Here is a 23,141-nt window from a genome sequence, read left to right as displayed (position 1 = left end):
GTCAACGTGGCAAGCAGTTTGTCATATTCGGTTACATTTAACGCCGGCAGGATTATGCCGCGATGTTGCAAATGTTATGCAGTATTAACTTTCGGCTTTTAGTGGTTTATCGATTTTTTGTTTTGATTAAAAGCTATACGAATTTTAAACAGGGATATATTCTGCTGAATTGCTAATTTTTAGCGCATCAGTGTACGTGAGGTTATTAATCCGTTGGAATATTGTGTATATGGCGCGATTTGTAAAATTATAGAAATTTAGGAAAACGGGGCTGGCATTTGTGAACGCCTTGTGATCCCGAAAGCGTGACGTTCACCGCAATTTTCGACTAATTTTTTGCTTGAAAATAACGCAGTGATGGGTTTCTTACTGAAAACCGCGATAACGCCGGGGTTACTGCTGCGCGATATCACATTTTTGATAAAAAAGCGGCGTTGGCGAGGGAAGAGGACGCGGCGGGTGCGGTTTGCCGCACCCAACGGACTCAGGATTCCGGATAAACCTTTTCTTTATATTCGCACAGGTCTTCGATGATGCAGGAGCCGCAGCGCGGTTTGCGCGCGATGCAGGTGTAGCGTCCGTGCAGGATCAGCCAGTGATGGCAATCGACCTTGAATTCGGCGGGCACCACCTTCAACAGTTTCTCCTCCACCTGATCGACGTTCTTGCCAGGCGCAAAGTGGGTGCGGTTGCACACCCGGAAGATATGGGTGTCCACGGCGATGGTCGCCCAGCCGAAGGCGGTGTTGAGCACCACGTTGGCGGTTTTGCGGCCAACGCCCGGCAGCGCCTCCAGCGCGGCGCGATCTTCCGGCACTTCGCCGCCGTGCAGCTCCAGCAGCATGCGGCAGGTCTTGATCACGTTTTCGGCCTTGCTGTTGAACAGACCGATGGTCTTGATGTACTCCTTGACGCCATCAACCCCCAGCGCCAGCATGGCGGCGGGGGTGTTGGCGACCGGATAGAGTTTGGCGGTCGCCTTGTTGACGCTCACGTCGGTGGCCTGCGCAGACAGCAATACCGCGATCAGCAGCTCAAATGGCGTGGTGTACACCAGCTCGGTGGTCGGATGCGGATTGTTGTCGCGCAGCCGGGTCAGAATTTCCAGTCGCTTCTGCTTGTTCATCAGGCCTTCTCAGCACGTCCTTGTTCCAGCAGCGGTTCCGCCGCCACGGCGCGGGCTTTGCGCGCCTTCATTCTTTCGTCGATCAGATACTTGACCGCCAACAGCAGGCCCAGGCCGATAAAGGCGCCTGGCGGCAGCATGGCCAGCAGGAACGGGCTGTCGAAGTGCACCACTTCGATGCGCAGCGATTTGGCCCAGCCGCCCAGCAGTTGATCGGCGCCGTCGAACAGCGTGCCGTTGCCCAGCAGCTCGCGCATTGAACCCAGCGTCACCATGACGCCGGTGGCGCCGAGGCCGATGGCCATGCCGTCCAACGCCGAGAGGCCGACCGGTTTCTTGGCGGCCACCGCTTCGGCGCGGCCCACGACGATGCAGTTGGTCACGATCAACGGAATAAAAATGCCGAGCGACTGATACAGACCGAAGGCATAGGCGTTGATCAGCATCTGCACGATGCTCACCACCGCAGCGATGATCATGACGTAGATAGGAATACGCACTTCGCTTGGCACCCAGCGGCGCACCGCGGAGATGGAGGCGTTGGTGAGCGTCAGCACCAGCGTGGTGGCCAGCCCCAGGCCCAGCGCGTTGGTGACGGTGGAGGTCACCGCCAGCAGCGGGCACATGCCCAGCAGCTGCACCAGGGCGGAGTTGTTCTTCCACAACCCCTGGACGATCAATTCTTTGGCTTCACTCATTCGCTGGCTCCACACGCAGGTAAGCTTTCAAGTTTAGGCGGCAGCGTTTCCATATACAACGCAGTGCGGCGCACCGCATTGACCACCGCACGCGGGGTGATGGTGGCGCCGGTGAATTGGTCGAACATGCCGCCATCTTTCTTCACCGCCCAGCGTTTGTCGTCCGGGCCTTCGATTTTCTTGCCGCTGAAGAAGGAAATCCAGTCGGAAATGCGCAGTTCGATCTTGTCGCCCAGCCCCGGGGTTTCATGGTGTTCAATCACCCGGGTGCCGAGTACCGTGCCGTTGAAATCGGCACCGACCAGCAGCTTGATGGCGCCGGAGTAACCGTCCGGCGCGGTGGTTTCCAGCGCGGCGGCGGTCGGTTGCCCGTTTTTGCGCGCCAGGTATAAACGGTGTGGCGCGCCGTCGCCCAGCGCCGGATCGCTGACCAGGAAGCATTCGTTCTGCATGACGTTGTCGTAATTTTCCGGCGGCACCACCTGATCGAGCAGGGCTTTTTGCTGCAGCGCCGCCTGATGCGCGATGGTGGTTTTCGTCAGGGCGTAGACCACGGCGGTGAGGCCGGTGGTGACCGCCGCAAACACCGCCAGCGTGGTGCCGTGCTTTCTCATGGAATTCAGCATGGCGGCTCCTTAGCGATGGCCGTACACGCGCGGCTGCGTGTAGTGGTCGATTAACGGGACGGTGATGTTGGCGAGCAGCACAGCAAAGGCCACGCCGTCAGGGTAGCCGCCATAAACGCGGATCAGCCAGACCAGCACGCCGATCAGCGCACCGTAGATTAAACGGCCCTTCGGCGTGGTGGAGGCGCTGACCGGGTCGGTGGCGATAAAGAACGCGCCCAGCATGCTGGCGCCGGAGAACAGGTGGATCAGCGGCGAAGCCTGATGCGCCGGATCGAGCCACCAGGCCAGACCGGAGCAGAAGGCGATAGCGGCCAACATGCTAAAGGGTATCTGCCAGTGGATCAGGCGGCGCGCCAGCATAAACAGGCCGCCGGCCAGAAAGCCGAGGTTGACCCACTGCCAGCCGATGCCCGCCAGCGCGCCGCCGAACAGCGGCTGCTGCAACACTTGTTCAACGCTGTGGCCGCTGCGCAAACCGGTTTTGAAGCCGTCGAGCGGTGTAGCCTGGCTGATGCCGTCAACGCCCATCTGCAATTCGTGCAGCGTCGCGCCCTGAGCGGTATGGCCGCTGAAAATGGCCAGCAGCGTGTCGTGGAACGACAGCGCGGTGGCGCGCAGCTCATCCGGCGGCAACCAGCTGGTCATCTGCACCGGGAAGGAGATCAGCAGCACCACGTAACCGACCATCGCCGGATTGAACGGGTTCTGCCCAAGGCCGCCGTACAGCTGTTTGGCGATGACGATGGCGAAGAAGGTGCCGATGACGATCATCCACCACGGGGCCAGCGGCGGCAGGCTGATGCCGAGCAGCAGCGCGGTCAGCAGGGCGGAGTTGTCCGCCAGCCGGCTGCGCACCGGCAGCTTGCGCAGCCTGAGGATCGCGCCTTCTGCGGCCAGCGCGACGATCGCCGCCAGCGCCACCTGAATCAGCACGCCATAACCGAAGAACCAAATCTGTGCTGCGATGCCGGGAATGCAGGCCAACATCACCCACAGCATAATGCGGCTGGTGCTTTGCTGGTTGTGGGTGAACGGCGAGCTGGCGATGTGTAAGCCTTTGGCGGCTGTGGGTGATACCGGCCTGAACTTCATAGAGTAACGATACCTTCTGCGCCGCGCCTGCGGCAGTTTCGATGCGCCGAATTGCGGGCGCGGCAAAAATAATAGCCGAGCATTCTACCTGATTCGATGCGAGGGTAATACGCCTTAATGATAGGGGTATTCGGCTTTTCGCACCCGTTGAGATCGGCGTGGCGCGATTTGATTTTTTTTTGGCCGGAAAATGGGCTAACGTGAGGAATTGTCTGTGGAACTTGTGCCGCCATCGCCCCTGAGAAATGGGGTAACCGTATGAATGAAATATCATTTTTGTCCAGATTTCCGCACAAAATAACAACTTTCACATAATACGTGTAGGTTACTATCGCGAACATTATTGAGTCAGTGAATCCATAATAATGACAAATGAAGACATTTTTTTTATTGAAGAGCTAATTGAGTGGGTGGAGATACATCTGGAGAAACGGCCAAACCTGGATGAAGTTGCGCGTATTTCGGGCTATTCCAAGTGGCATCTGCAGCGTAAATTCAAGCGAATTACCGGCATTCAACTCGCCACCTATATCCGTTCGCGCATCCTGACGCGCGCCGCGGTGGCGCTGCGCATCACCCGTCGCTCCATCATCGACATCTCCGATGAGCTGGGCTTCGACTCGCAGCAGACCTTTACTCGCATGTTCAAGCAGCGCTTCGGCACCACGCCCAATCGCTACCGCTCGATGGAGCACTGGGACGTGAAAAACCTGATGCCGCGCTTTAACTTCGAAGCCAGCTACGGCGCGGGATATTATCCGGAAGTGAAGCGGCTGACGCTGCCCGAGATGCAGCTGGTTGGCTTCTCGCGCCGGCTGGATTTCGCCTCCGAACAAGAGCTGGAGTACGCGTCCTGCATGGCGATGAAGGACGAGATTTTCAATGACTTCTTCAAGGGGTTGCACGTCGACTGCCGGCGAATTTACAGCATTTATTGCCCGCAGGCCGGGGAAGGCGACGAGCTGTCGTCCACGCTGGTGATGGCGGTCGATCCTGAACATAAAAAGGACATTCTTTCCAATCATCAGATAGACACCATCCATCTGCCGAGCCGCGAGTTTATCTCCATCAACCATAAGGGCACGGCGAAGGAGTGTCTGCAGTTTTTCGGTTATCTGGTGTCGCATGTGATGCCGGGGCTGAAGGATAAGGTGCGCGGCAGTATGGAAATGGAGATCATTCAAACCAAAGAGTGGAACCCGGAGTCCAAACTGCGTCAGATTGAAGTGGACTACACCTATCTGATCTCTATCGATTAAACGGCGCCCGGCGTAGGCCAGGCGCCGCCGTCATCATTTGTCTTCCGTTTCCGCCGCCAGCGATTCTCTGGCGGCTTTTTTGGCTTTGGCGCGGGCGATAGCCGCCGCAACCGCCGCCTTGCGCGGATCTTCTTCGGCGGCAGCTGGAGCCGGTTCTGTCTCAGCCGGAGCGTCCGCCTGCTGCGCCGCTTTCTTGGCCTTCACGCGAGCCAGGGCCGCCGCGACCGCCGCTTTGCGCGGATCTTCTTCGGCGGTAGCCGGAGCCGGTTCTGTCTCAGCGGGAGCGTCCGCCTGCTGCGCCGCTTTCTTGGCCTTCACGCGCGCCAGGGCGGCGGCGACTGCCGCTTTACGCGGATCGTCCTCTGTCGCGGCAGGGGCGGTGATGTCTGCGGCCGGTGCCTCTTTGCGCGCCTTCACGCGGGCCAGCGCCGCGGCCACGGCGGCCTTACGCGCGTCGTCGCCTGAGGTTGCCGGCGAGACTTGTTCCGCTTCGGCCGCCAACTGGGCGCGCCGTTCACGCGCCTGCGCTTTACGCGCTTCGCGGGCGGCGATCATCTCGCTGTTGTCCGGCTGCTGGCCGTCGACCGGCGTAACCGCCGCTTCGGCATTCTTGCTGCGTACGCGCGCCAGTGCGGCCTGTACCGCCCCCTGATCGTCGTCGGTCAGTTTGACGGCGGCCTTTTTGTGCCGCTCTTCGCGCGCCAGTTTCTCGCGCTCCAGACGCGCCAGCTTGGCCTCGTAACGCGCCTTGGCCTCGGCGGTGCGCGCCGCTTCCAAATCGATAGCCTTGATTTCGGCCTTTTCCTGCCGGTAGTACTGCACCAGCGGAATGTTGCTGGGGCAGACGAACGCGCAGGCGCCGCATTCGATGCAATCGAACAGGTTGTGGTTGCGCGCCTTGTCGTGCTCCTGCCCGCGGCTGAACCAGTACAGCTGTTGCGGCAACAGCCCGGCAGGGCAAGCGTCCACGCACAGGCCGCAGCGGATGCAGGATTGCTCGGGTTCCTGCGGCGTCATTTCATCCACCGTCGGCGCCAGAATGCAGTTGCTGATCTTGACGATCGGCACGTTCAGCGCGGGCAGGGTAAAGCCCATCAGCGGGCCGCCCATCACCACCATCTGCTGCGCCTGCGGACGGAAACCGACGAAATCAAGCAGGTGCTGCACCGGCGTGCCGATGCGCGCCCACAGGTTGCCAGGGCGCTCGACCGCCTCGCCGGTCAGGGTCACCACGCGCTCAATCAACGGTTCGCCGTCGACGATCGCCCGCTTGATGGCGAAGGCGGTGCCGACGTTTTGCATCAGCACGCCGATAGCGGAGGAGTGCTTGCCGTGCGGCACTTCCTTGCCGGTCAAAATCTTGGTCAGCTGCTTGGCGCCGCCGGACGGGTATTTGGTGGGGATGACACGCAGGGCAATGCCGGTCTGGCCGCGCAACGCCTGTTTCAGCGCCGCGATCGCCTCCGGCTTGTTGTCTTCAATGCCGATCAGTGTGACCTTGGGCTGCAGAATGTGTTGCAGGATCTGCGTGCCTTCAACGATCTGATCGGCATGTTCCTGCATCAGGCGATCGTCGGCGGTGATGTAAGGCTCGCACTCGGCGGCGTTGAGGATCAGCGTTTCCACGCCGCTCATGCCGCCTTGCAGTTTACTGGCGGTCGGGAAACCGGCGCCGCCCAGACCGGCGATGCCGGCCTGATGAATACGTTGAATCAGCTCCGCGGCGGGCGATTGGCGGTAATCCGCCACCGGCTCGCGCTCGCACCAGCGGTCTTCGCCGTCTGCCTCGATAATCACGCACAGCTCCGACAGCCCGGAAGGGTGAGCGGTGATGTGCGGCGTGATGGCGCTAACGGTGCCCGAGGTCGGGGCGTGCACCGGCACGGTGCGCCCGCGGCCGACGGTCAGCGGCTGGCCTTTCAACACCCGATCGCCGGCGTTGACGCACAGTTCGCCTTCCGGCCCCAGATGCTGCTGCAGCGGAATGATAAAGGTCTTGGGCAGAGGGGCGACACGCAGCGGCGCGCCGCTCGACTGAGTCTTCATTTCCGGTGGATGGATCCCGCCGTCGAAATCCCAGATCCGGTCTTTTTTAAAGGCGGCGAACAGATTAAGCATGTTGCTCCACGTGGATCACTTGCACCGGGATCGTCTTCATGTCCCACTTCCAGTTGGCGGTGGTGGTGGCGACCGGTCTCATTTCAATACAGTCGGTAGGGCAAGGGGCGACGCACAGATCGCAGCCGGTACAGAGGTCGGTAATGACGGTATGCATGGCGCGGGTGGCGCCGACGATGGCGTCAACCGGGCAAGCCTGAATGCACTTGGTGCAGCCGATGCAGTTGGCCTCGTCGATATAGGCCACTTTACGCTCCGGCTCGGCGGCGGCTTCGCTGCCCAGCGGCTGCGGCTCCACGTTGAGCAGCTCCGCCAGTTTCAGCATCACCTGTTCGCCGCCCGGCGCGCATTTATTGATCATCTCGCCGTTGGCCACCGCCTCGGCATAGGGGCGACAGCCGGGGTAGCCGCACTGGCCGCACTGGCTCTGCGGCAAGATCGCGTCGACCTGCTCGGCGACCGGATCCTCTTCCACCTCAAAACGGCGCGCGGCGTAGCCCAGCACCAGTCCGAACAGCAGCCCGAGCGCGCTCAAAGCCGCGATAGCTATCCACAACGCAGTCATTAGAATTTCACCAGCCCGGTAAAGCCCATAAAGGCCAGCGACATCAGCCCGGCGGTGATCAGTGCGATCGAGGAGCCGCGGAACGGCGCCGGCACGTCGGCCACCGCCAGACGTTCGCGAATGGCGGCGAACAGCACCATCACCAGCGAGAAACCGGCGGCGGCGCTGAAACCGTAAACGGCGGACTGCAGGAAGTTATAGCCGAGGTTGACGTTAAGCAACGCCACGCCCAGCACCGCACAGTTGGTGGTGATCAGCGGCAGGAAGATGCCCAGCAGGCGGTAGAGCGCCGGGCTGGTTTTGCGCACCACCATCTCGGTGAACTGCACCACCACGGCGATCACCAGAATGAAGGAGAGCGTGCGCAGGTACACCAGGTCCAGCGGAACCAGAATAAAGGTGTTGATCACCCAGGCGCTGACGGAGGCCAGCGTCATGACGAAGGTGGTGGCCATTCCCATGCCGATGGCGCTTTCCAGCTTCTTGGAAACGCCGAGGAACGGGCACAGGCCAAGAAACTTCACCAGAACGAAGTTGTTCACCAGTACGGTGCCGACAAACAGGAGCAGGTATTCGGTCATTGCGATGCCTAAAAAAATAAAAGCCGCCTATTATCGGGAATCGGCGGCCGGACGACAACATATGAATCGCAGGGGTATTGCCTTTTTTGGTGGAAATTTACACAAATCACCCAATAAAACGTGCTGCAATCGCCTTTAACGTTCGGTAAAGGTCCCTCTGACCCGCTGCGAACGCTTGATGTAAGGCACCAGCAGCGCCGCCATCAGCAGCGGCCAGCCGAGGCTGCGCACCGCCACTTCATCCGGCACCGGCGCGAAGGCGAAGGCTTTCACCGCCAGGATCACCGTGATCAGCAGCCATAACAAGAACAGTTTAGGGAAGCGCTGCGACCGCTGGCAAAACAGAAATACCAGCCACAGGGTGAAGCCCCACATCAAAAGCGTGGTCAACACCGAAAAGTACCATTGCAGGGTAAACGCCTGGGCGTTGGTCAACAGATAGTCGCGCGACTCGGGCATGAAGATCGCCATGGCGTACAGGAGCAGCATCAGGCTGGCGCTGAGCAGGGTGACGATCAGATAGGCCAGCGGGGCCAGCAACCAACCGCCGATACGAGAGTATTCAGCTTGAGACATAAAACGGCTTCCTGATTGAAACGGGGATCACAGGCGGCATAGCTTAGCGGGTAATATAGGCTTCGTCATCCCTATCAAGCGGATAGCTCGGCGTCGCGGGCTCGGGCCGCACGTTTGGCTACTCCGGCGCCGTGCCGACCCCGCTTCGAATTAACATCTCATTTACTTCTTGTTCCAGCCGTCCGCATGGTGTCAAATCGAAAGGGTGTGTCGTGAGCCTGCAAGAGGAAATCCCATGGCTGAGAAAATTCGTGTCGGGCTGGTCGGTTACGGCTATGCCGGCAAAACCTTTCATGCGCCGCTGATCGCCGGTACGCCCGGGCTGGAGCTGGCCGCCGTTTCCAGCAGCGATGCCGGCAAAGTGCGCGCGGACTGGCCGTCGATGACGGTGGTGGGCGATGCACAGGCGCTGTTCGCCGATCCGGCCCTCGATCTGATCGTGATTCCTACCCCTAACGATACCCATTTCCCGCTGGCGCAACAGGCGCTGGCCGCCGGCAAGCACGTGGTCGTGGACAAACCGTTTACCGTGACATTGTCACAAGCTCAGGCGCTGCAGCAACAGGCGCAGCAGAGCGGTTTGCTGTTGTCGGTGTTCCACAACCGTCGCTGGGACAGCGATTTCCTGACCCTCAAAGCGCTGCTGAACGACGGTTCGCTGGGCGAGGTGGTGTACTTCGAGTCGCACTTCGATCGTTACCGGCCACAGGTGCGTCAGCGCTGGCGCGAACAGGGCGGCGTCGGCAGCGGCATCTGGTTCGATTTGGGGCCGCATCTGCTCGATCAGGCGCTGCAACTCTTCGGCAAACCCGAGCGGCTGTTTGTCGATCTGGGTGAGCTGCGGCCGGGGGCGCAGGCGGTGGACTATTTCCACGCGCTGCTGAACTATGGCGATCGCCGTGTGGTGCTGCACGCCAGCATGCTGGCGGCGGCGGAGAGCCCGCGCTATGTGGTGCACGGCACCCGCGGCAGCTATGTCAAATACGGCCTGGATCCGCAGGAAGACCGGCTGAAGGCCGGCGAACGCTTGCCGCAGGCCGACTGGGGCTATGACATGCGCGAGGGTGTGGTGACGCTGTCACGCGGCGACCTGCTGGCGGAACAGCCGCTGCTCAATATTCCCGGCAACTACCCGGCTTATTACGCGGCGGTGCGCGACGCGATTGCCGGCATAGGCGAAAATCCGGTGCCGGCCGCCGACGCCATCGCGGTGATGGCATTGATCGAACTGGGGCTGGAATCGGCCCGGCTGCAGCAGGCGCTGCCGGTGGTCTGATCCCGCCCACTTTTCTGTGGCCCGGCGCAACGTCGGGCCTTTTTACGACTCTACGTGCAAGGAAATCCGTTTCATGTCCTGGTTGCAGCGTTTGCGCATTGATAAATTTTTGCTGGTTCTGATTTTGGTGGTGATCGTCGCCTCGCTGTTCCCCTGCGAAGGCATCTGGAAAACCTTCTTTGAACACCTGACCACCGCCGCCATCGCGCTGCTGTTCTTTATGCACGGCGCCAAGCTGTCGCGCGAGGCGATCATCGCCGGCATGAGTCACTGGAAGCTGCATCTGCTGGTGTTCCTCAGCACCTTTGCGCTGTTCCCGCTGCTCGGGCTGGCGATGAACCTGTTGGTGCCGGGCATCATGACGCCGACGGTCTATCTCGGCTTCCTCTATCTGTGCGCGCTGCCGGCCACGGTGCAGTCGGCCATCGCCTTTACGTCGGCGGCGGGCGGTAACGTGGCGGCGGCGATCTGCAGCGCCTCGGCGTCGAGCATTCTCGGCGTGTTCCTGTCGCCGCTGCTGGTGGGGGCATTGATGCATACTCAGGGCGGTAATACCGACGTGCTGCACGCCATCGGTTCAATCATTTTGCAATTGATGGTGCCGTTCGTGATCGGTCACCTGGCGCGGCCATTGATCGGCAAGTGGATCGATCGCCATCGCAAATTGATCAATCTGACCGACCGTTCGTCGATCCTGCTGGTGGTGTATACCGCGTTCAGCGCGGCGGTGGTGGAAGGGATTTGGCATCGCATCGACGGCTGGTCGCTGCTGACCATCCTGGTGATGTCGCTGGTGCTGCTGACGGTGGTGCTGGTGATCAACACCTACGCGGCGCGCTGGCTGGGCTTTAACACCGCCGATGAAATTACCATCGTCTTCTGCGGTTCGAAAAAGAGCCTGGCGAACGGCATCCCGATGGCCAACGTGCTGTTCCCGGCCGCGGCGGTGGGCGCGATGGTGCTGCCGCTGATGATTTTCCACCAGGTTCAGCTGATGGTGTGCGCGGTGCTGGCGCAGCGCTATGCGCGTAAAACCGCTAAACAGCGGGCCGAGGCGGAGGCGCTGGCGGCCAAATAGGCCGCAGGCCGCTAACGGCGGCCCAGCGCGTCGAGCAGAAAGTCGGCGCGCTCATCGGGTGAGGCGCGCGGCAGCTCTTGCAGCCGATAGCCATAGCGGCGATAGACGGCCACCATCGCCCGATAGGTTTGCTCGGCTTCGGTGAAAGACTGTTTTCTTTCGCTGTCCTGCGCGTAGATCGCTTGCCACGGCGGGGCGATGAACACCCTTTCGGCATAGCGAAAGACGCCGATCGCCGCCGTCAAATGCGCGGGGATCGGCAACCCGCACAGCGTGAGGTAACCGGCGATATCCGGCAGGCCGCGATCGAAGAACCAGCATGTTTCCCCCGTTGCTTCGCGCCATGAGCGCAGTTCCCAATCGAGCATCCGCTCGGCGAAGGCCTGGCGATCGCCCCACGGCAGCGCATGGCCGCCGATACTCACCTGATCCTGAATAATCGCCCGGCCGGCCTCCTGCGAGTGCGGAAAGCCGCGGCGATGAAGAACGTCGATGAGCGTGCTTTTGCCCGAGCCGGGGCCGCCGGTCAGCACGATGCGGCGTGTTTTGTCAGACATGCGAAATTCCTCTTTTGCGGCAGAGTCATGGGGTAACACAGCGATAAAGACGAGCAGTCGGAAGAAGACGGCGGGGAGAGGGATGAGAAGAAGGCGCCGTTTGGCGCCTGGGGGGATTTAGCCCTGAACTTTGGCGCGCAGCGCCTGTTTTTCCTGCTCGCTGAGGAAGGCCAGCTTCAGGCCGTTTTCCTGCGCGGTGCGGATTTCTTCCGGCGTCAGCCCGGCCTGCGGCGCGGCGACGCGGTATTCATGCTCGATCTCGATGCCCTGAACCGCCGGATCGTCGGTGTTGATCGACGCCAGCACGCCGTGGCGCAGGAAGGTGGCCAGCGGATGCTGCGCCAGCGACGGCACGGTGCTGGTCTGGATGTTGGAGGTCAGGCAGGATTCGATGCCGATGCCGTGTTCCGCCAGGAAGTCCATCAGCGCCGGGTCTTCGACCGCTTTCACCCCGTGGCCGATACGTTCGGCGCCCAGCTCGCGGATCGCCTGCCAGATGCTTTCCGGGCCGGCGGCTTCGCCCGCGTGCACGGTGATGCGCAGGCCGGCGTCGCGGGCGCGGTTGAAGTGGCTGAGGAACAGGCTGCCGGGGAAGCCCAGCTCATCGCCCGCCAAATCCAGCGCGGTAATGCCGTCGCGGTGCGCCAGCAATCCTTCCAGTTCCTGCAGACAGGCGGCCTCGCCGAAGGTGCGGCTCATGATGCCGATCAGGCGAATGTCGATATCACGATCGCGGCAGCCCGAACGGATCCCGTCGATCACCGCTTCCACCACGCCGGCGACCGGCAGTTGATGCTTCATCGCCATGTAGTAAGGGGAGAAACGCAGTTCGGCATAATGCAGGCCGGCGTTGGCGGCGTCCTCGACGTTTTCGTATGCCACCCGGCGGCAGGCGTCCAGATCGCCCAGCACCGCCACGCCCCAGTCCAGTTTCTGCAGGAAGCTGACCAGATCCGGTTCGGCATGGGTGATCTGCACGTGCGGGCGCAGGCTCTCCAAATCGTTGGCCGGCAGGGCGAGATTGAACTGGCGGCCGAGGTCGAGAATGGTCTGCGCGCGGATGTTGCCGTCGAGATGGCGGTGAATATCGGTAAGCGGTAGGCGGGGATCGATCATGCTGGGCACTCGCTAATTATCGTAGGTAAAGTGCAGAACAGTATAAAAACAAATGGATGAAACTTGCCATCGCGTTGCATAAAAAAGTGACTTACATCACAAATAATGCGAGGTGTATCGCATTTTCGTCGTGAATCAGGCTTTCAACACGCTGACGCCCGCCTGCTGCAACGGCGCGATCAGCGCGTCATCGGTAGCCCGCTCAACGATGATGGTGTGCGCCAGCGTAATATCGCCGATCGCATACTGCGAGGCGGCGTTAAGCTTGGCGGCGGAAGCCAGCACCACGGTTTCCGCCGCACGGGCCGCCAGCGCGCGCTTGATGTAGGCTTCTTCCAGATCGCCGGTGCTCAGCCCCGCAGTGGGGTGCACGCCGGTCACGCCCATAAAATAGATATCGGCGCGGATATGCGATATCGCTTCTACGGCGGCGGCGCCGACGCTGACGATCGAATGCTTATACAGTCGGCCGCCGATCAGGATCACCTCGACCGTGGGGTGATCGACCAAGCCCACGGCGACGCTGGGGCTGTGGGTGACGATGGTGGCGTTGAGGTTGGCCGGCAGTTGCCTGACCAGCTCTGCGGAGGTGGTGCCGCCGTCGATGATCACCACCTGGCCGGGGGCGATCAGCGCCGCCGCCGCTTTGGCGATCGCGCGTTTGGCGCCGGATTCCAACTGATTGCGTTCGGCGAAGCTGGCGATGGCGGAAGAAACCGGCAGGGCGCCGCCATGCACCCGTTGCAGCACCCCCTCGGCGTCCAGTTCACGCAGATCGCGCCGGATCGTATCTTCCGACAGCCCGAACATCTCGCTGAGCTGTTTGGCCAAGACCTGACCCTCCTGGGCCAGTTTTTCCAAAATGATCTTCTTGCGTTGGCTGGTCAACATGGCCATTTCCTCTCAAATTTCCTATGCACGAAATATCTTGATCATACACGAAACTGCACGATAGTATCCATTTCCTTCCTCTGGCGGAGTAAACCGATGATAGCCACCAAAGACAGGGTTCGTATTGTCGAAACCCGGGTGTTGTCCGATGACTGGTACCTGCTGAAAAAAACCACCTTTGATTTTCTGCGGCGCGATGGCGTCTGGCGGCGGCAAAGCCGTGAGACTTACGATCGCGGTGACGGCGCGGTGATTTTGCTGTTCAACCGGCAGGCGCAGACGGTGATCCTGACACGCCAGTTCCGCTTTCCGGTGTTCGTCAACGGTCATGACGGCATGCTGATTGAGGCCGCCGCCGGGCTGTTGGACGACGCGTCGCCGGAGGCGCGCATCCGCGCCGAAGTTGAAGAGGAAACCGGCTACTTCGTGCAGAACGTGGAGAAAGTGTTTGAGGCGTACATGAGCCCTGGTTCGGTCACCGAAAAGCTGCACTTTTTCGTCGGTGAATATCAGGCGGGCGATCGCGTCAACGAGGGCGGCGGGCTGGCGGCGGAGGGGGAATATTTGGAGGTGATCGAGCTGCCGCTGGCACAGGCCCTGCAGGCGGTTCGTCAGGGTACGATCGTTGACGCCAAAACCATCATGCTGCTGCAGTTTGTCGCCTTGAATCGGACGTTGGAGGAACAACGATGAAAGCCCAACAAATCTTGATCGCCGGCCCTTATCGCAGCGGCACCGATGGCGATCCGCAGCGTATCGCCGCCAATCTGACGCGCCTCGAACAGGCGGCGCTGGCGGTCTACCAGCGGGGGCACGTGCCGGTGATCGGCGAATGGCTGGCGCTGCCTTTGGCGTCCGCGGCCGGTTCCACTCAGGTTGGCGATGCGGTCAGCGAGGCGTTTCTTTACCCGGTGGCTCACCGACTGATTGCGCAGTGTCAGGCGGTGTATCGCATCGAAGGGGCGTCTGCGGGGGCCGATAACGACGTGCGGTTGGCTAACGAATGGGGATTGATGGTCTATCGTCATCTGGAGGAAATCCCGTCTGTTCAGGCGTAACCGATGGGCGGGCAGAGGCTCGCCCCCTCGCGTTATTGCTCGTCCAGCACAAACTTCAACCCGGCGATCAGCTTGTCCATGCCGGCTTCCAGCTTGCTGCGCGGGCAGCCGACGTTGAGGCGCAGGAACCCGCGGCCTTCTTCGCCGTAGGTAAAGCCCGGCATGATCGCCACCTTTTCACGCTCGATAAGCACCTGCTGCAGCGCCCGATCGTCCACGGCCAGCGGCCGCAGATCGATCCAAGCCAGATAGGTGGCCTGCGGCGGGCGCCAGCCCAGCGCGGGAAACGCCTCCGCCAGCCGTTCGGCGACGTAGGTCAGGTTATCCTGCAGATAGTCGCGCAGGGCGTCCAGCCAGGGTTCACCGCGCCGATAGGCGGCTACGTGCGCCGCCACCGCCAGCACTGCCGGCGAGGAGAGGCCATCGCGGGCTTTGAGCTGCTGGAAATAGGCTTCGCGGCTGGCGTCGTCGCTGATAAAGCCGTAGGCGCCGGTTAACGCCGGAATGTTAAAACTCTTGGAGCCGGAGGTCAGTAAGGCCCAGGGGCCGGTCGCCACCTGGCTCCAGGGCGTATGGCGGTGTTCGCCCCAGACCATGTCCATGTGGATTTCATCGCTGATCACCCTCACGTCGTGGCGTTCGCACAGTTCGGCCATCTGCTGCAGCTCTTCGTGGCGCCACACTTTGCCAGTGGGATTATGCGGGCTGCACAGCAGCAGGATCTTGGTCTGCGGCCGCGCCAGCAACGCTTCGAGGTGCGCCATGTCGCAGCGCCAGTCATCTGCGGCCTTGTGCAGCGGGCAGGCCAGCAGCTGGCGCTGGTTGGCGAGGATCACCTTATAGAAGGCGTCGTAGGCCGGGGTATGGGTCACCACGTAGTCGCCCGGCACGGACCATTGGCGGATCAGCTGCGCCGCCATGTAGATAACGGAAGGGCCGTACACCGCCGTTGCGGTATCGATAGCGGTGTTGAAACGTTGCTGATACCAGTGGCGCAGCGCGCCGAGAAAATCCTCATGCTGCCAACGGCTGTAGCCCAGCACGCCGTGCTGCAGGCGTTGTTGCAGCGCCTCGAGAATGCACGGCGCGGTGGCGAAATCCATATCGGAGATGGTGAACGGCAGCAGGTCGGCGTTGCCGAAGCGATCGGCGATGTAATCCCACTGGGTGCACCAGGTGCCGTGGCGGTCGATCGGGGTGGAGAAATCAAACATGGGTGGCTCCCTGCAGCGCCGCGGCAGGGGGCGCCGTGGCTATCAGTGAGTCTAATTCATCCTTCACCGATTGCACCTGCGGGCCGATCACTACCTGCAGATTATGATCGTTGAGATGCACCACGCCGATGGCGCGGTTGGCCTTCAGCGCCGCGTCGTCCACCTGGCTCATGTCGTTGACCGACAGGCGCAGGCGGGTGATGCAGTTGTCCAGCGTAATGATGTTGTCCGGGCCGCCGAGCGCCGCCAAAATCGCCGGCACATTGTAGCCGGATTTGCCCACCGCGCCGCTCGGCGCGCTTTGGCTGACGGCGCTGTCGCTCTCACGGCCCGGCGTTTTGATGTTAAAGCGCCGGATGGCGAAGCGGAAAATGGCGTAATAGCCGACGAACCAGACGGCGGCCACCACCGGCACCAGATACCACTTGGTGGCGGTGCCGTGCAGAATGCCGAACACCACGAAGTCGATGATGTTGCCGTCGGTGTTGCCGATGGTCACGCCCAGCAGCGCCATCACGGTAAAGCCCAACCCGGTGAGCAGCGCGTGGATCAGATACAGGAACGGCGCGACGAACAGGAACAAAAATTCGATCGGTTCGGTGGTGCCGCCGACCACGCAGGCCACCACGCCGGAAATCAACAGCCCTTTGATTTTGTGACGATTCTCAGGCTTGGCGCAGTGGTACATCGCCAGCGCCGCGCCCGGCAGGCCGCCGAGGAACGCCGGCATTTTACCCTGTGACAGGAAGCGGGTGGCGCTCTCGGCGAAGCCGGTGGTGGTCGGGCAGGAGAGCTGCGCCTGGAAGATGGTCAGGGCGCCGCTGACGCTGTGGCCGCACACCTCCATCGTACCGCCCGCCTCGGTAAAGCGGATCAGCGCCACCAGTATGTGATGCAGCCCGAACGGCAACAGCAGGCGTTCGCCGGTGCCGAAAATCATCGGCCCGAAAATGCCGGCGCCATTGATCATGCGCCCCAGGCCGTTGATGCCGGCGGCGAACCATGGCCAGATCAGGGGGATGAGCAGGCCGCACAGGCCCAGCGTCACGGTGGTGACAATCGGCACGAAACGGGTGCCGCCGAAGAAGGCCAGCGCATCCGGCAGCCGGATGGTGTGGAAACGTTCATGCAGCAGATACACGATGATGCCGACGATCACTGCGCCGAGGATGCCGGTGTCGATCGACTGAATGCCGAGAATGTTTTGGATGTTGTTGGCCTTCAGCACCAGCGGATCGCTGGTGGGCAGCACGCCGGCGGCGGTCAGGTAGAAGTTGGTGGCCAGATTCAGCACGGCGAAGCCGACGAAGCCGGAGAAGGCGGCGACGCCCTTGTTGTCGCGCGCCATGCCCAGCGGAATGGCGATGGCGAACATCACCGGCAGGAAGCTGAAGGCGAAGGAGCCTATCTTGCTCATCCAGGTGAAGATCAGCTGGAAGATCGGATGGCCGATAAACGGCATCAGGGTGATCACGTCGCGGCTGCTCAGCGAGCTGCCGATCCCCAGCATGATGCCGCAGAAAGAGAGCAAGGCGACGGGCAACATGAATGTTTTGCCCAGGCTCTGGAAGAACTCCCAGAGGGTGATTTTGGGTTTATTGGCTGCTGACATAACCGACTTCTCCTGGCGAAAAGACGAGCAAAAAGGGGACTTCTGATTAGGTAAAAATAAGATAAAACGTTTTACCTAGCAAAAATGCGCCGCCAATCACAAATCTGTCGCCCGGTTTTTGGCGAAAATGCGGCGGGCAGTAAAACGTTTTACTGCATTGACGGATTCGGTATACCCTTGATCACTACGGCGCGGGTTGCCCAGGAACGGGTTCGCAGAGACTATGAGCATCAAAAAGATCACCATTACCGATGTGGCGCAACAGGCGGGCGTTTCGGTCACCACGGTTTCTCTGGTATTGAGCGGCAAGGGGCGGATTTCGCCGACCACCGTCGAGAAGGTCAATCAGGCGATAGAGCAGCTGGGCTACGTGCGCAATCGTCAAGCGGCGACGCTGCGCGGCGGTGAATCCGGGGTAATCGGCCTGATCCTGCGCGACATTTGCGAACCCTTCTATGCCGAAATGACCGCCGGGCTGAGCGAAGCGCTGGAGGCGCACGACAAACTGCTGTTTTTAACCCAGAGCGGGCGCGACGGCCAGGGCTTGCAGCGGGCGTTTGACGCGCTGCTGGCGCAGGGCGTCGACGGCATCGTGCTGGCGGGCGGCATCCGCGCGGCGGCCGGGCTGAAGGAAAAGGCGGCCGAGCAGGGCGTGCCGCTGGTATGCGTGGCGCGCTCCAGCGGTCTCGAGGGCGTGGACGTGGTGCGGCCGGACAATATGCAGGCCGCCAAGCTGGCCACCGAATTTTTGATCAAACGCGGCCACAGCCAGATTGCTTATCTCGGCGGCCAGAGCGACTCGTTGACGCGCGCCGAAAGGTTGGGCGGATTTTGCGCCACGCTGTTGCAGTACGGCCTGCCGTTTCGCAGCGAATGGATCGTCGAGTGCGATTGCCGGCAGCGTGAGGCGGCGGAAGCGGCGGAACAGCTGCTGCGCCACTACCCGAATATCACCGCTGTCGTTTGCCACAAGGCGTCGGTGGCGCTTGGCGCCTATTTTGGCCTGACGCGCAGCGGCCGCAGCATCGGTTCGGACGGGGTCGACGCCTACTACGGCCGGCAGGTGGCGCTGATCGGTTTCGGCGACGTGCCGGAGGCCGAGCTGACCGAACCGCCGCTGACCTTTGTCTCCAGCTCGGCGCGGGAAGTGGGGCGCAGCGCCGCCGCACGCCTGCTGCAGCGCATCAATGACGCCGATCTGCCGGCGCAGAACGTCATTTTGCCGCCGACGCTGATCCGGCGCGGCTCCGCTTAGTCCCGCCGCTGTTCCTCTTCCGCTTCGCGGCAAATCCAGCCGATAAAGGCCTTCATCGCCGGCGTCAGATCCCGCGATTTCAAATGGGTCAGCCAGTAGGCGCCGAGCGCGGCCTCGGCGGCGAACGGCCGCTGCAGCGCGCCGGCGGCCAGTTCGCGGCGGAACATGCTGACCGGCGCCAGCGCCACGCCGTCGCACTGGAGCGCGCCTTCCACCATCAGCCTCGATGAGTCGAACACCGGGCCGTTGATTCGCCACGGCGTTACCTGCGCAGCCGTGAACCAGCGTTCCCATTCATCCTGGCGGTAAGTGCGCATCAGCAGTTCGTGCTGCAGATCCTGCGGCGTATGCAGCCGCGCGGCGACCGCCGGCGAGCAGAGCACCGTCAGCGGCGCGTCGAACAGCTTGATATTGCGGGTGGCGGGCCATAAACCTTCGCCGAAACGGATGGCGAAATCCATGCCGTCGGCCGAAAGATTGACCAGGTTGTTGTGGGTCAGCACCCGCAGATCGATGAACGGATGCGCCGCGCGGAACGCCGCCAGCCGCGGCATCAGCCAGCCGACCGCGAAGGTGCCGACCACCGCCACCGTCAGCACTTCGTGGAAATGCCCGCCTTCGAACTGCTGCAACACCGCCTCGATGCGATCGAAAGCGTCGCTCAACACCGGCAGCAGCGCCTGGCCCTCTTCGGTCAGATCCAACCCGCGCGGCAGGCGGCGGAACAGCTGAATGCCCAGCTGTTCTTCCAGCATGCGCACCTGCTGGCTGACGGCGGCCTGAGTGACGCGCAGCTCCAGACCGGCGCGGGTGAAGTTCAGGTGGCGGGCGGAGGATTCGAACGCCCGCAGGGCGTTGAGGGGAAGTCGGTTGCGCATTGTTGATAGCCATAAGTTTTTCTTTATGCTGGCTGAAATTATTATCGCTTGTCAACCCGGCGGCAAAAACCGATATTTGGCGCGGCTGCCGCAAGATTCGCGGAGCCCGTAAAGGAATGACATCATCCATCAGGGAGTGCGCCGTGCGCAACGCCAATAAAAACTTTTGGCCGCGGCCGATGCCCTGCAACCGAAGAGCCTCTATCATGACGAAAATGAACCGCCTGGCGGCCGCGCTGATCGCCGCACTGATCTTGCCGACCGCGCACGCCGCGCAGCAGCAGGATATCGACGCCGTTATTCAGCCGCTGATGAAAAAATACGGCGTGCCGGGCATGGCGATCGCCGTATCGGTCGATGGCAAACAGCAGATTTACCCGTATGGCGTCGCCTCGAAACAGACCGGCAAACCGATCACCGAGCAGACGCTGTTCGAAGTGGGGTCGCTGAGCAAAACCTTCACCGCGACGCTGGCGGTCTATGCGCAGCAGCAGGGCAAACTGTCGTTCAGCGATCCGGCCAGCCATTATCTGCCTGAGCTGCGCGGCAGCGCCTTCGACGGCGTCAGCCTGCTGAATCTGGCGACCCACACATCCGGCCTGCCGCTGTTCGTGCCGGACGACGTGACCGACAACGCCCAACTGATGGCTTACTACCGGGCCTGGCAGCCGAAGCACCCGGCGGGCAGCTACCGCGTCTATTCCAACCTCGGTATCGGCATGCTGGGCATGATCGCCGCCAAGAGCCTCGATCGGCCGTTTATCCAGGCCATGGAGCAGGGCATGCTGCCGGCGCTGGGCATGAGCCACACCTACATTCAGGTGCCGGCGGCGCAGATGGCCAACTATGCCCAGGGTTACAACAAGGACGATAAGCCGGTGCGCGTCAATCCCGGCCCGCTGGACGCCGAATCTTACGGCATCAAATCCAACGCCCGCGATCTGATTCGTTACCTGGACGCCAACCTGCAGCAGGCGAAGGTCGCGCAGCCGTGGCGCGAGGCGCTGGCCGCCACGCACGTCGGCTATTACAAAGCGGGCGTGTTCACGCAGGATCTGATGTGGGAGAACTACCCGTACCCGGTGAAACTGTCGCGGCTGATCGAGGGCAACAACGCCGGGATGATCATGAACGGCACGCCGGCCACCGCCATCACGCCGCCGCAGCCGGAGCTGCGCGCCGGTTGGTATAACAAAACCGGTTCGACCGGCGGTTTCTCCACCTACGCGGTGTTTATCCCGGCGAAAAATATCGCCGTGGTGATGCTGGCCAACAAATGGTTCCCGAACGACGATCGGGTCGAGGCGGCTTACCGCATCGTGCAAGCGCTGGATAAGCGCTGATCGCGGGGGGGCGCCGTCGGGGCGCCCCTGTTACCGGTGCTGTCGCTCTCGCCGTTCGCGCATGAAATCGATAAAGGCGCGCAGCTTGAGCGGCAGATGCCTGCCGGCGGGAAAGTAGATGAAAAATCCCGATGCCTCGCTGGCATACTCCGGCAGCACTTCCACCAGATCGCCCTGCGCCAGTTCCTGCACCACCGTGCCCTGAAAACGTTGCGCGATCCCCAGGCCCGCCAACGCCGCATCCTTGATCAGCCTGTCTTCGTTAAAGATCAAACTGCCGCTGACGTCCAGCGCCCGCTCATCGCCGTGCCGACTGAAATACCAGGGCTCCAATTTGCCGCTGCCGGGAAAACGGTAGCGCAGGCAATGGTGCGCGAGCAGATCGTCCGGCGTGGCCGGCGCGCCGCAACGCGTCAGATAATCGGGTGAGGCGACCAGCACCCGGCGCTGGCCGTTGTCGATCGGCACGGCGATCATGTCCTTTTGCAGCATGGCGTGCATGCGAATGCCGGCATCGAAACTGCCCAGCACCAGATCGGAAAAGCGGTCTTCGGTAAACAGCTCCAGCTGCACTTCGGGATAGCGCCGCTGAAACTCCGCCAGGTGCGGCATCACCAGCAGCGAAGCGGCCAACTGCGGCAACGTGATGCGCAGCAGGCCCGCCGGCTGCGCGCCCAGGGCGCGCACGTCGTCCGCCGCCACGTCGATCTGGTTCATCGCCGGCGAGACCTTCTGGTAAAACAGTCGGCCCTCGTCGCTGAGGCGCACCGAGCGGCTGGTGCGGTGGAATAAGCGCACCCCCAGCTGATTCTCCAGCGCCTGAATGTTTTGCGACACCGCCGGCGGCGTGACGCCCAGCTGGTTGGCCGCGCGGGTGAAGTTGCCCAGCCGCGCGACGGCTTCGAAATAGGGCAGCAGCTGCAGGAGTGAACTCATCTATCAATAACCTGTGCTTAATGATTCATTAAATTATACCTTATTTTAATTTATGACGAACGTTTTAGACTGATTTTTACTTTCCCTCAGCGAGATAAAAATCATGTCGGCAGAACAACGGGCGTTAACAGAACGGATCGCGGCGATCGATCAACAGGCGATGGCCGAAGGGCGCATCGTGGGCAGCGTGGTGCTGGTGGCGCGGCGGGGTGAAATTTGCTACGCCGGTACGGCCGGTTATGCCGATCGCGAAGCGCGGCAACCGATGCGGCGAGAAACTCAGTTTCGGCTGTCGTCGGTTTCCAAGCCCTACACCACGCTGGCGGCGCTGCGCCTGATTGAACGAGGCAAGCTGAGCCTGGACGATGCGGTCAGCGATTGGCTGCCGTGGTTTACCCCGGCGCTGGCCGACGGCCGGCGCCCGACGATCAAGATTCGTCATTTGCTGAGCCATACCGCCGGGTTGGACTATCGTCTGAATCAGCCGCCGGCGGGGGTGTATCATCGGTTGGGCATTCAGGACGGCGTGGAGCTGTCGACGTTGACGCTGGAGCAAAACCTGCGGCTGTTGGCGCAGGCGCCGTTGCTGTCGGAACCGGGCGCGCGCTTCAACTATTCGCTGGCGATCGACGTGCTCGGCGCGGTGCTGGAGCGAGTGACGGGCATGCCGCTGCCGCAGCTGTTTGTCGAATGGGTGGCGCGGCCGCTGGGGCTCGGCAATACCGCGTTCCATGCGACCCATGCCGCTAACCTGGCGACGCCTTATTACAATACGCCGCAGGGGCCGCGGCGCATGCCGGAAGGCGTGCGGATCGCCTTGCCGGAAGACATGGCGGGGGGAGAAGTGACGTTCTCGCCGGCGCGCGCGCTTAACGTCGGAGCCTATCCCTCCGGCGGCGCGGGCATGGTCGGTGATGCCGACGACGTGCTGCGGCTGGTGGAGGCGCTGCGCAGCGGCGGGCAGGGCATTTTGCAACCGGATACGGTGGCGTTGCTGCGTCACCCGCACGTCGGCGCCGAGGCGCAAACGCAAGGGCCGGGCTGGGGCTTCGGCTTTGGCGGCGCGCTACTGGTGGATCCAGACGCTGCGCAGACGCCGCAGCATGCCGGTACCCTGACCTGGGGCGGCGTTTACGGCCACAGCTGGTTCTTTGATCCAGAGGCGCAGCTGAGCGTAGTCGTCTTGACCAATACCGCATTTGAGGGCATGTGCGGCCGCTACCCGCAGCAGATCCGCGATGCGGTTTATGCGGCGTAAATAAAAAGGGCCCCACAGGGGGCCC

General features: G+C 61.9%; 23 protein-coding genes. 8 read left to right on the top strand and 15 right to left on the bottom strand.

What is annotated here, in order from left to right; genetic code table 11:
* Positions 1-484: 484 nt before the first annotated feature.
* From nth to rsxD, 4 genes are read right to left on the bottom strand one after another with little or no spacing between them, the layout of a single operon-like run.
* On the bottom strand, positions 485-1,126 hold the full coding sequence (gene nth / locus ITX55_RS02835) for an endonuclease III (RefSeq protein ID WP_019455952.1): 642 nt from the start codon (positions 1,124-1,126) through the stop codon (positions 485-487).
* The gene (locus tag ITX55_RS02830) at positions 1,126-1,824 is read right to left on the bottom strand and encodes an electron transport complex subunit E (protein WP_033642947.1); all 699 of its coding nucleotides are present in this window, start codon (positions 1,822-1,824) and stop codon (positions 1,126-1,128) included. The genes nth and ITX55_RS02830 overlap by 1 nt, the downstream gene beginning before the upstream one ends.
* Positions 1,821-2,450, bottom strand: coding sequence for an electron transport complex subunit RsxG (gene rsxG, locus ITX55_RS02825; RefSeq protein ID WP_033652583.1), 630 nt, complete (start codon positions 2,448-2,450; stop codon positions 1,821-1,823). Before rsxG ends, ITX55_RS02830 begins: the two co-directional genes overlap by 4 nt.
* Before the next feature lie 9 nt (positions 2,451-2,459).
* On the bottom strand, positions 2,460-3,545 hold the full coding sequence (gene rsxD / locus ITX55_RS02820) for an electron transport complex subunit RsxD (RefSeq protein WP_033652582.1): 1,086 nt from the start codon (positions 3,543-3,545) through the stop codon (positions 2,460-2,462).
* Between the two features lie 365 nt (positions 3,546-3,910).
* On the opposite strand from rsxD, the gene ITX55_RS02815 reads away from it, so the two are divergent.
* Positions 3,911-4,804, top strand: coding sequence for a helix-turn-helix domain-containing protein (locus tag ITX55_RS02815; protein ID WP_033642950.1), 894 nt, complete (start codon positions 3,911-3,913; stop codon positions 4,802-4,804).
* 33 nt (positions 4,805-4,837) lie between these two features.
* On the opposite strand, the gene rsxC is transcribed toward ITX55_RS02815, so the two are convergent.
* From rsxC to ITX55_RS02795, 4 genes are all read right to left on the bottom strand, one after another.
* Positions 4,838-6,922 carry an electron transport complex subunit RsxC gene (gene rsxC, locus ITX55_RS02810; protein ID WP_223084787.1) on the bottom strand — a complete coding sequence of 695 codons (2,085 nt, stop codon included), beginning with the start codon at positions 6,920-6,922 and terminating at the stop codon, positions 4,838-4,840.
* Entirely contained in the window at positions 6,915-7,487 is a 573-nt protein-coding gene (gene rsxB, locus ITX55_RS02805) for an electron transport complex subunit RsxB (RefSeq protein WP_004938428.1), read from the bottom strand. The genes rsxC and rsxB overlap by 8 nt, the downstream gene beginning before the upstream one ends.
* Complete coding sequence (rsxA, locus tag ITX55_RS02800) at positions 7,487-8,068, bottom strand: electron transport complex subunit RsxA (RefSeq protein WP_004938443.1); 582 nt, start codon at positions 8,066-8,068, stop codon at positions 7,487-7,489. The genes rsxB and rsxA overlap by 1 nt, the downstream gene beginning before the upstream one ends.
* A gap of 135 nt (positions 8,069-8,203) precedes the next feature.
* Positions 8,204-8,644, bottom strand: a complete 441-nt coding sequence (locus ITX55_RS02795) for a DUF2569 domain-containing protein (RefSeq protein ID WP_197751939.1) — start codon at positions 8,642-8,644, stop codon at positions 8,204-8,206.
* Between the two features lie 235 nt (positions 8,645-8,879).
* On the opposite strand from ITX55_RS02795, the gene ITX55_RS02790 reads away from it, so the two are divergent.
* A complete protein-coding gene (locus ITX55_RS02790) occupies positions 8,880-9,920 on the top strand; it encodes an oxidoreductase (protein WP_197755960.1) in 1,041 nt (346 codons plus the stop codon).
* Positions 9,921-9,993: 73 nt separating this feature from the next.
* Positions 9,994-10,998, top strand: coding sequence for a bile acid:sodium symporter family protein (locus tag ITX55_RS02785; RefSeq protein ID WP_033640474.1), 1,005 nt, complete (start codon positions 9,994-9,996; stop codon positions 10,996-10,998).
* Positions 10,999-11,009: 11 nt separating this feature from the next.
* Here ITX55_RS02785 and ITX55_RS02780 read toward each other — a convergent pair whose 3' ends face one another.
* From ITX55_RS02780 to ITX55_RS02770, 3 genes are all read right to left on the bottom strand, one after another.
* On the bottom strand, positions 11,010-11,555 hold the full coding sequence (locus tag ITX55_RS02780) for an AAA family ATPase (protein WP_197755959.1): 546 nt from the start codon (positions 11,553-11,555) through the stop codon (positions 11,010-11,012).
* Between the two features lie 117 nt (positions 11,556-11,672).
* On the bottom strand, positions 11,673-12,671 hold the full coding sequence (gene add / locus ITX55_RS02775) for an adenosine deaminase (protein WP_016927887.1): 999 nt from the start codon (positions 12,669-12,671) through the stop codon (positions 11,673-11,675).
* A gap of 135 nt (positions 12,672-12,806) precedes the next feature.
* Positions 12,807-13,562, bottom strand: a complete 756-nt coding sequence (locus ITX55_RS02770; RefSeq protein ID WP_197755958.1) for a DeoR/GlpR family DNA-binding transcription regulator — start codon at positions 13,560-13,562, stop codon at positions 12,807-12,809.
* A gap of 96 nt (positions 13,563-13,658) precedes the next feature.
* On the opposite strand from ITX55_RS02770, the gene ITX55_RS02765 reads away from it, so the two are divergent.
* Both ITX55_RS02765 and ITX55_RS02760 read left to right on the top strand, forming a co-directional pair.
* Entirely contained in the window at positions 13,659-14,255 is a 597-nt protein-coding gene (locus tag ITX55_RS02765) for an NUDIX domain-containing protein (protein ID WP_197755957.1), read from the top strand.
* Entirely contained in the window at positions 14,252-14,620 is a 369-nt protein-coding gene (locus ITX55_RS02760) for an NUDIX hydrolase (protein WP_047026189.1), read from the top strand. The genes ITX55_RS02765 and ITX55_RS02760 overlap by 4 nt, the downstream gene beginning before the upstream one ends.
* A gap of 32 nt (positions 14,621-14,652) precedes the next feature.
* On the opposite strand, the gene ITX55_RS02755 is transcribed toward ITX55_RS02760, so the two are convergent.
* Both ITX55_RS02755 and malX read right to left on the bottom strand, forming a co-directional pair.
* Positions 14,653-15,834 (bottom strand): MalY/PatB family protein, encoded by a 1,182-nt coding sequence (locus tag ITX55_RS02755; RefSeq protein WP_047026188.1) that lies wholly within the window; start codon positions 15,832-15,834, stop codon positions 14,653-14,655.
* Positions 15,827-17,446, bottom strand: a complete 1,620-nt coding sequence (gene malX, locus ITX55_RS02750; protein WP_047026187.1) for a maltose/glucose-specific PTS transporter subunit IIBC — start codon at positions 17,444-17,446, stop codon at positions 15,827-15,829. The genes ITX55_RS02755 and malX overlap by 8 nt, the downstream gene beginning before the upstream one ends.
* Before the next feature lie 223 nt (positions 17,447-17,669).
* On the opposite strand from malX, the gene ITX55_RS02745 reads away from it, so the two are divergent.
* Complete coding sequence (locus ITX55_RS02745) at positions 17,670-18,701, top strand: Mal regulon transcriptional regulator MalI (protein WP_033650494.1); 1,032 nt, start codon at positions 17,670-17,672, stop codon at positions 18,699-18,701.
* Here ITX55_RS02745 and ITX55_RS02740 read toward each other — a convergent pair.
* Positions 18,698-19,579, bottom strand: coding sequence for a LysR family transcriptional regulator (locus ITX55_RS02740; protein WP_033650493.1), 882 nt, complete (start codon positions 19,577-19,579; stop codon positions 18,698-18,700). The two genes, ITX55_RS02745 and ITX55_RS02740, sit on opposite strands and share 4 nt — an antisense overlap.
* A gap of 206 nt (positions 19,580-19,785) precedes the next feature.
* Between ITX55_RS02740 and ITX55_RS02735 the strand changes: the two genes are divergently transcribed.
* Positions 19,786-20,922 carry a class C beta-lactamase SRT-3 gene (locus ITX55_RS02735; RefSeq protein ID WP_033642964.1) on the top strand — a complete coding sequence of 379 codons (1,137 nt, stop codon included), beginning with the start codon at positions 19,786-19,788 and terminating at the stop codon, positions 20,920-20,922.
* A gap of 30 nt (positions 20,923-20,952) precedes the next feature.
* Here the strand turns inward: ITX55_RS02735 and ITX55_RS02730 are convergent, their stop codons facing one another.
* Positions 20,953-21,858 carry a LysR family transcriptional regulator gene (locus ITX55_RS02730; protein WP_033650491.1) on the bottom strand — a complete coding sequence of 302 codons (906 nt, stop codon included), beginning with the start codon at positions 21,856-21,858 and terminating at the stop codon, positions 20,953-20,955.
* A 103-nt stretch (positions 21,859-21,961) separates the two neighbouring features.
* Here ITX55_RS02730 and ITX55_RS02725 point away from each other — a divergent pair, with 103 nt between their 5' ends.
* A complete protein-coding gene (locus tag ITX55_RS02725) occupies positions 21,962-23,116 on the top strand; it encodes a serine hydrolase (protein ID WP_108680638.1) in 1,155 nt (384 codons plus the stop codon).
* The last annotated feature ends 25 nt before the right edge of the window (positions 23,117-23,141 follow it).

Source organism: Serratia sp. EWG9, assembly GCF_019913725.1.
In the GTDB taxonomy this organism is placed as follows: domain Bacteria; phylum Pseudomonadota; class Gammaproteobacteria; order Enterobacterales; family Enterobacteriaceae; genus Serratia; species Serratia ureilytica.
Note: the sequence above shows the minus strand (reverse complement) of the source record. Positions and strands in the feature narration are given on the sequence as shown.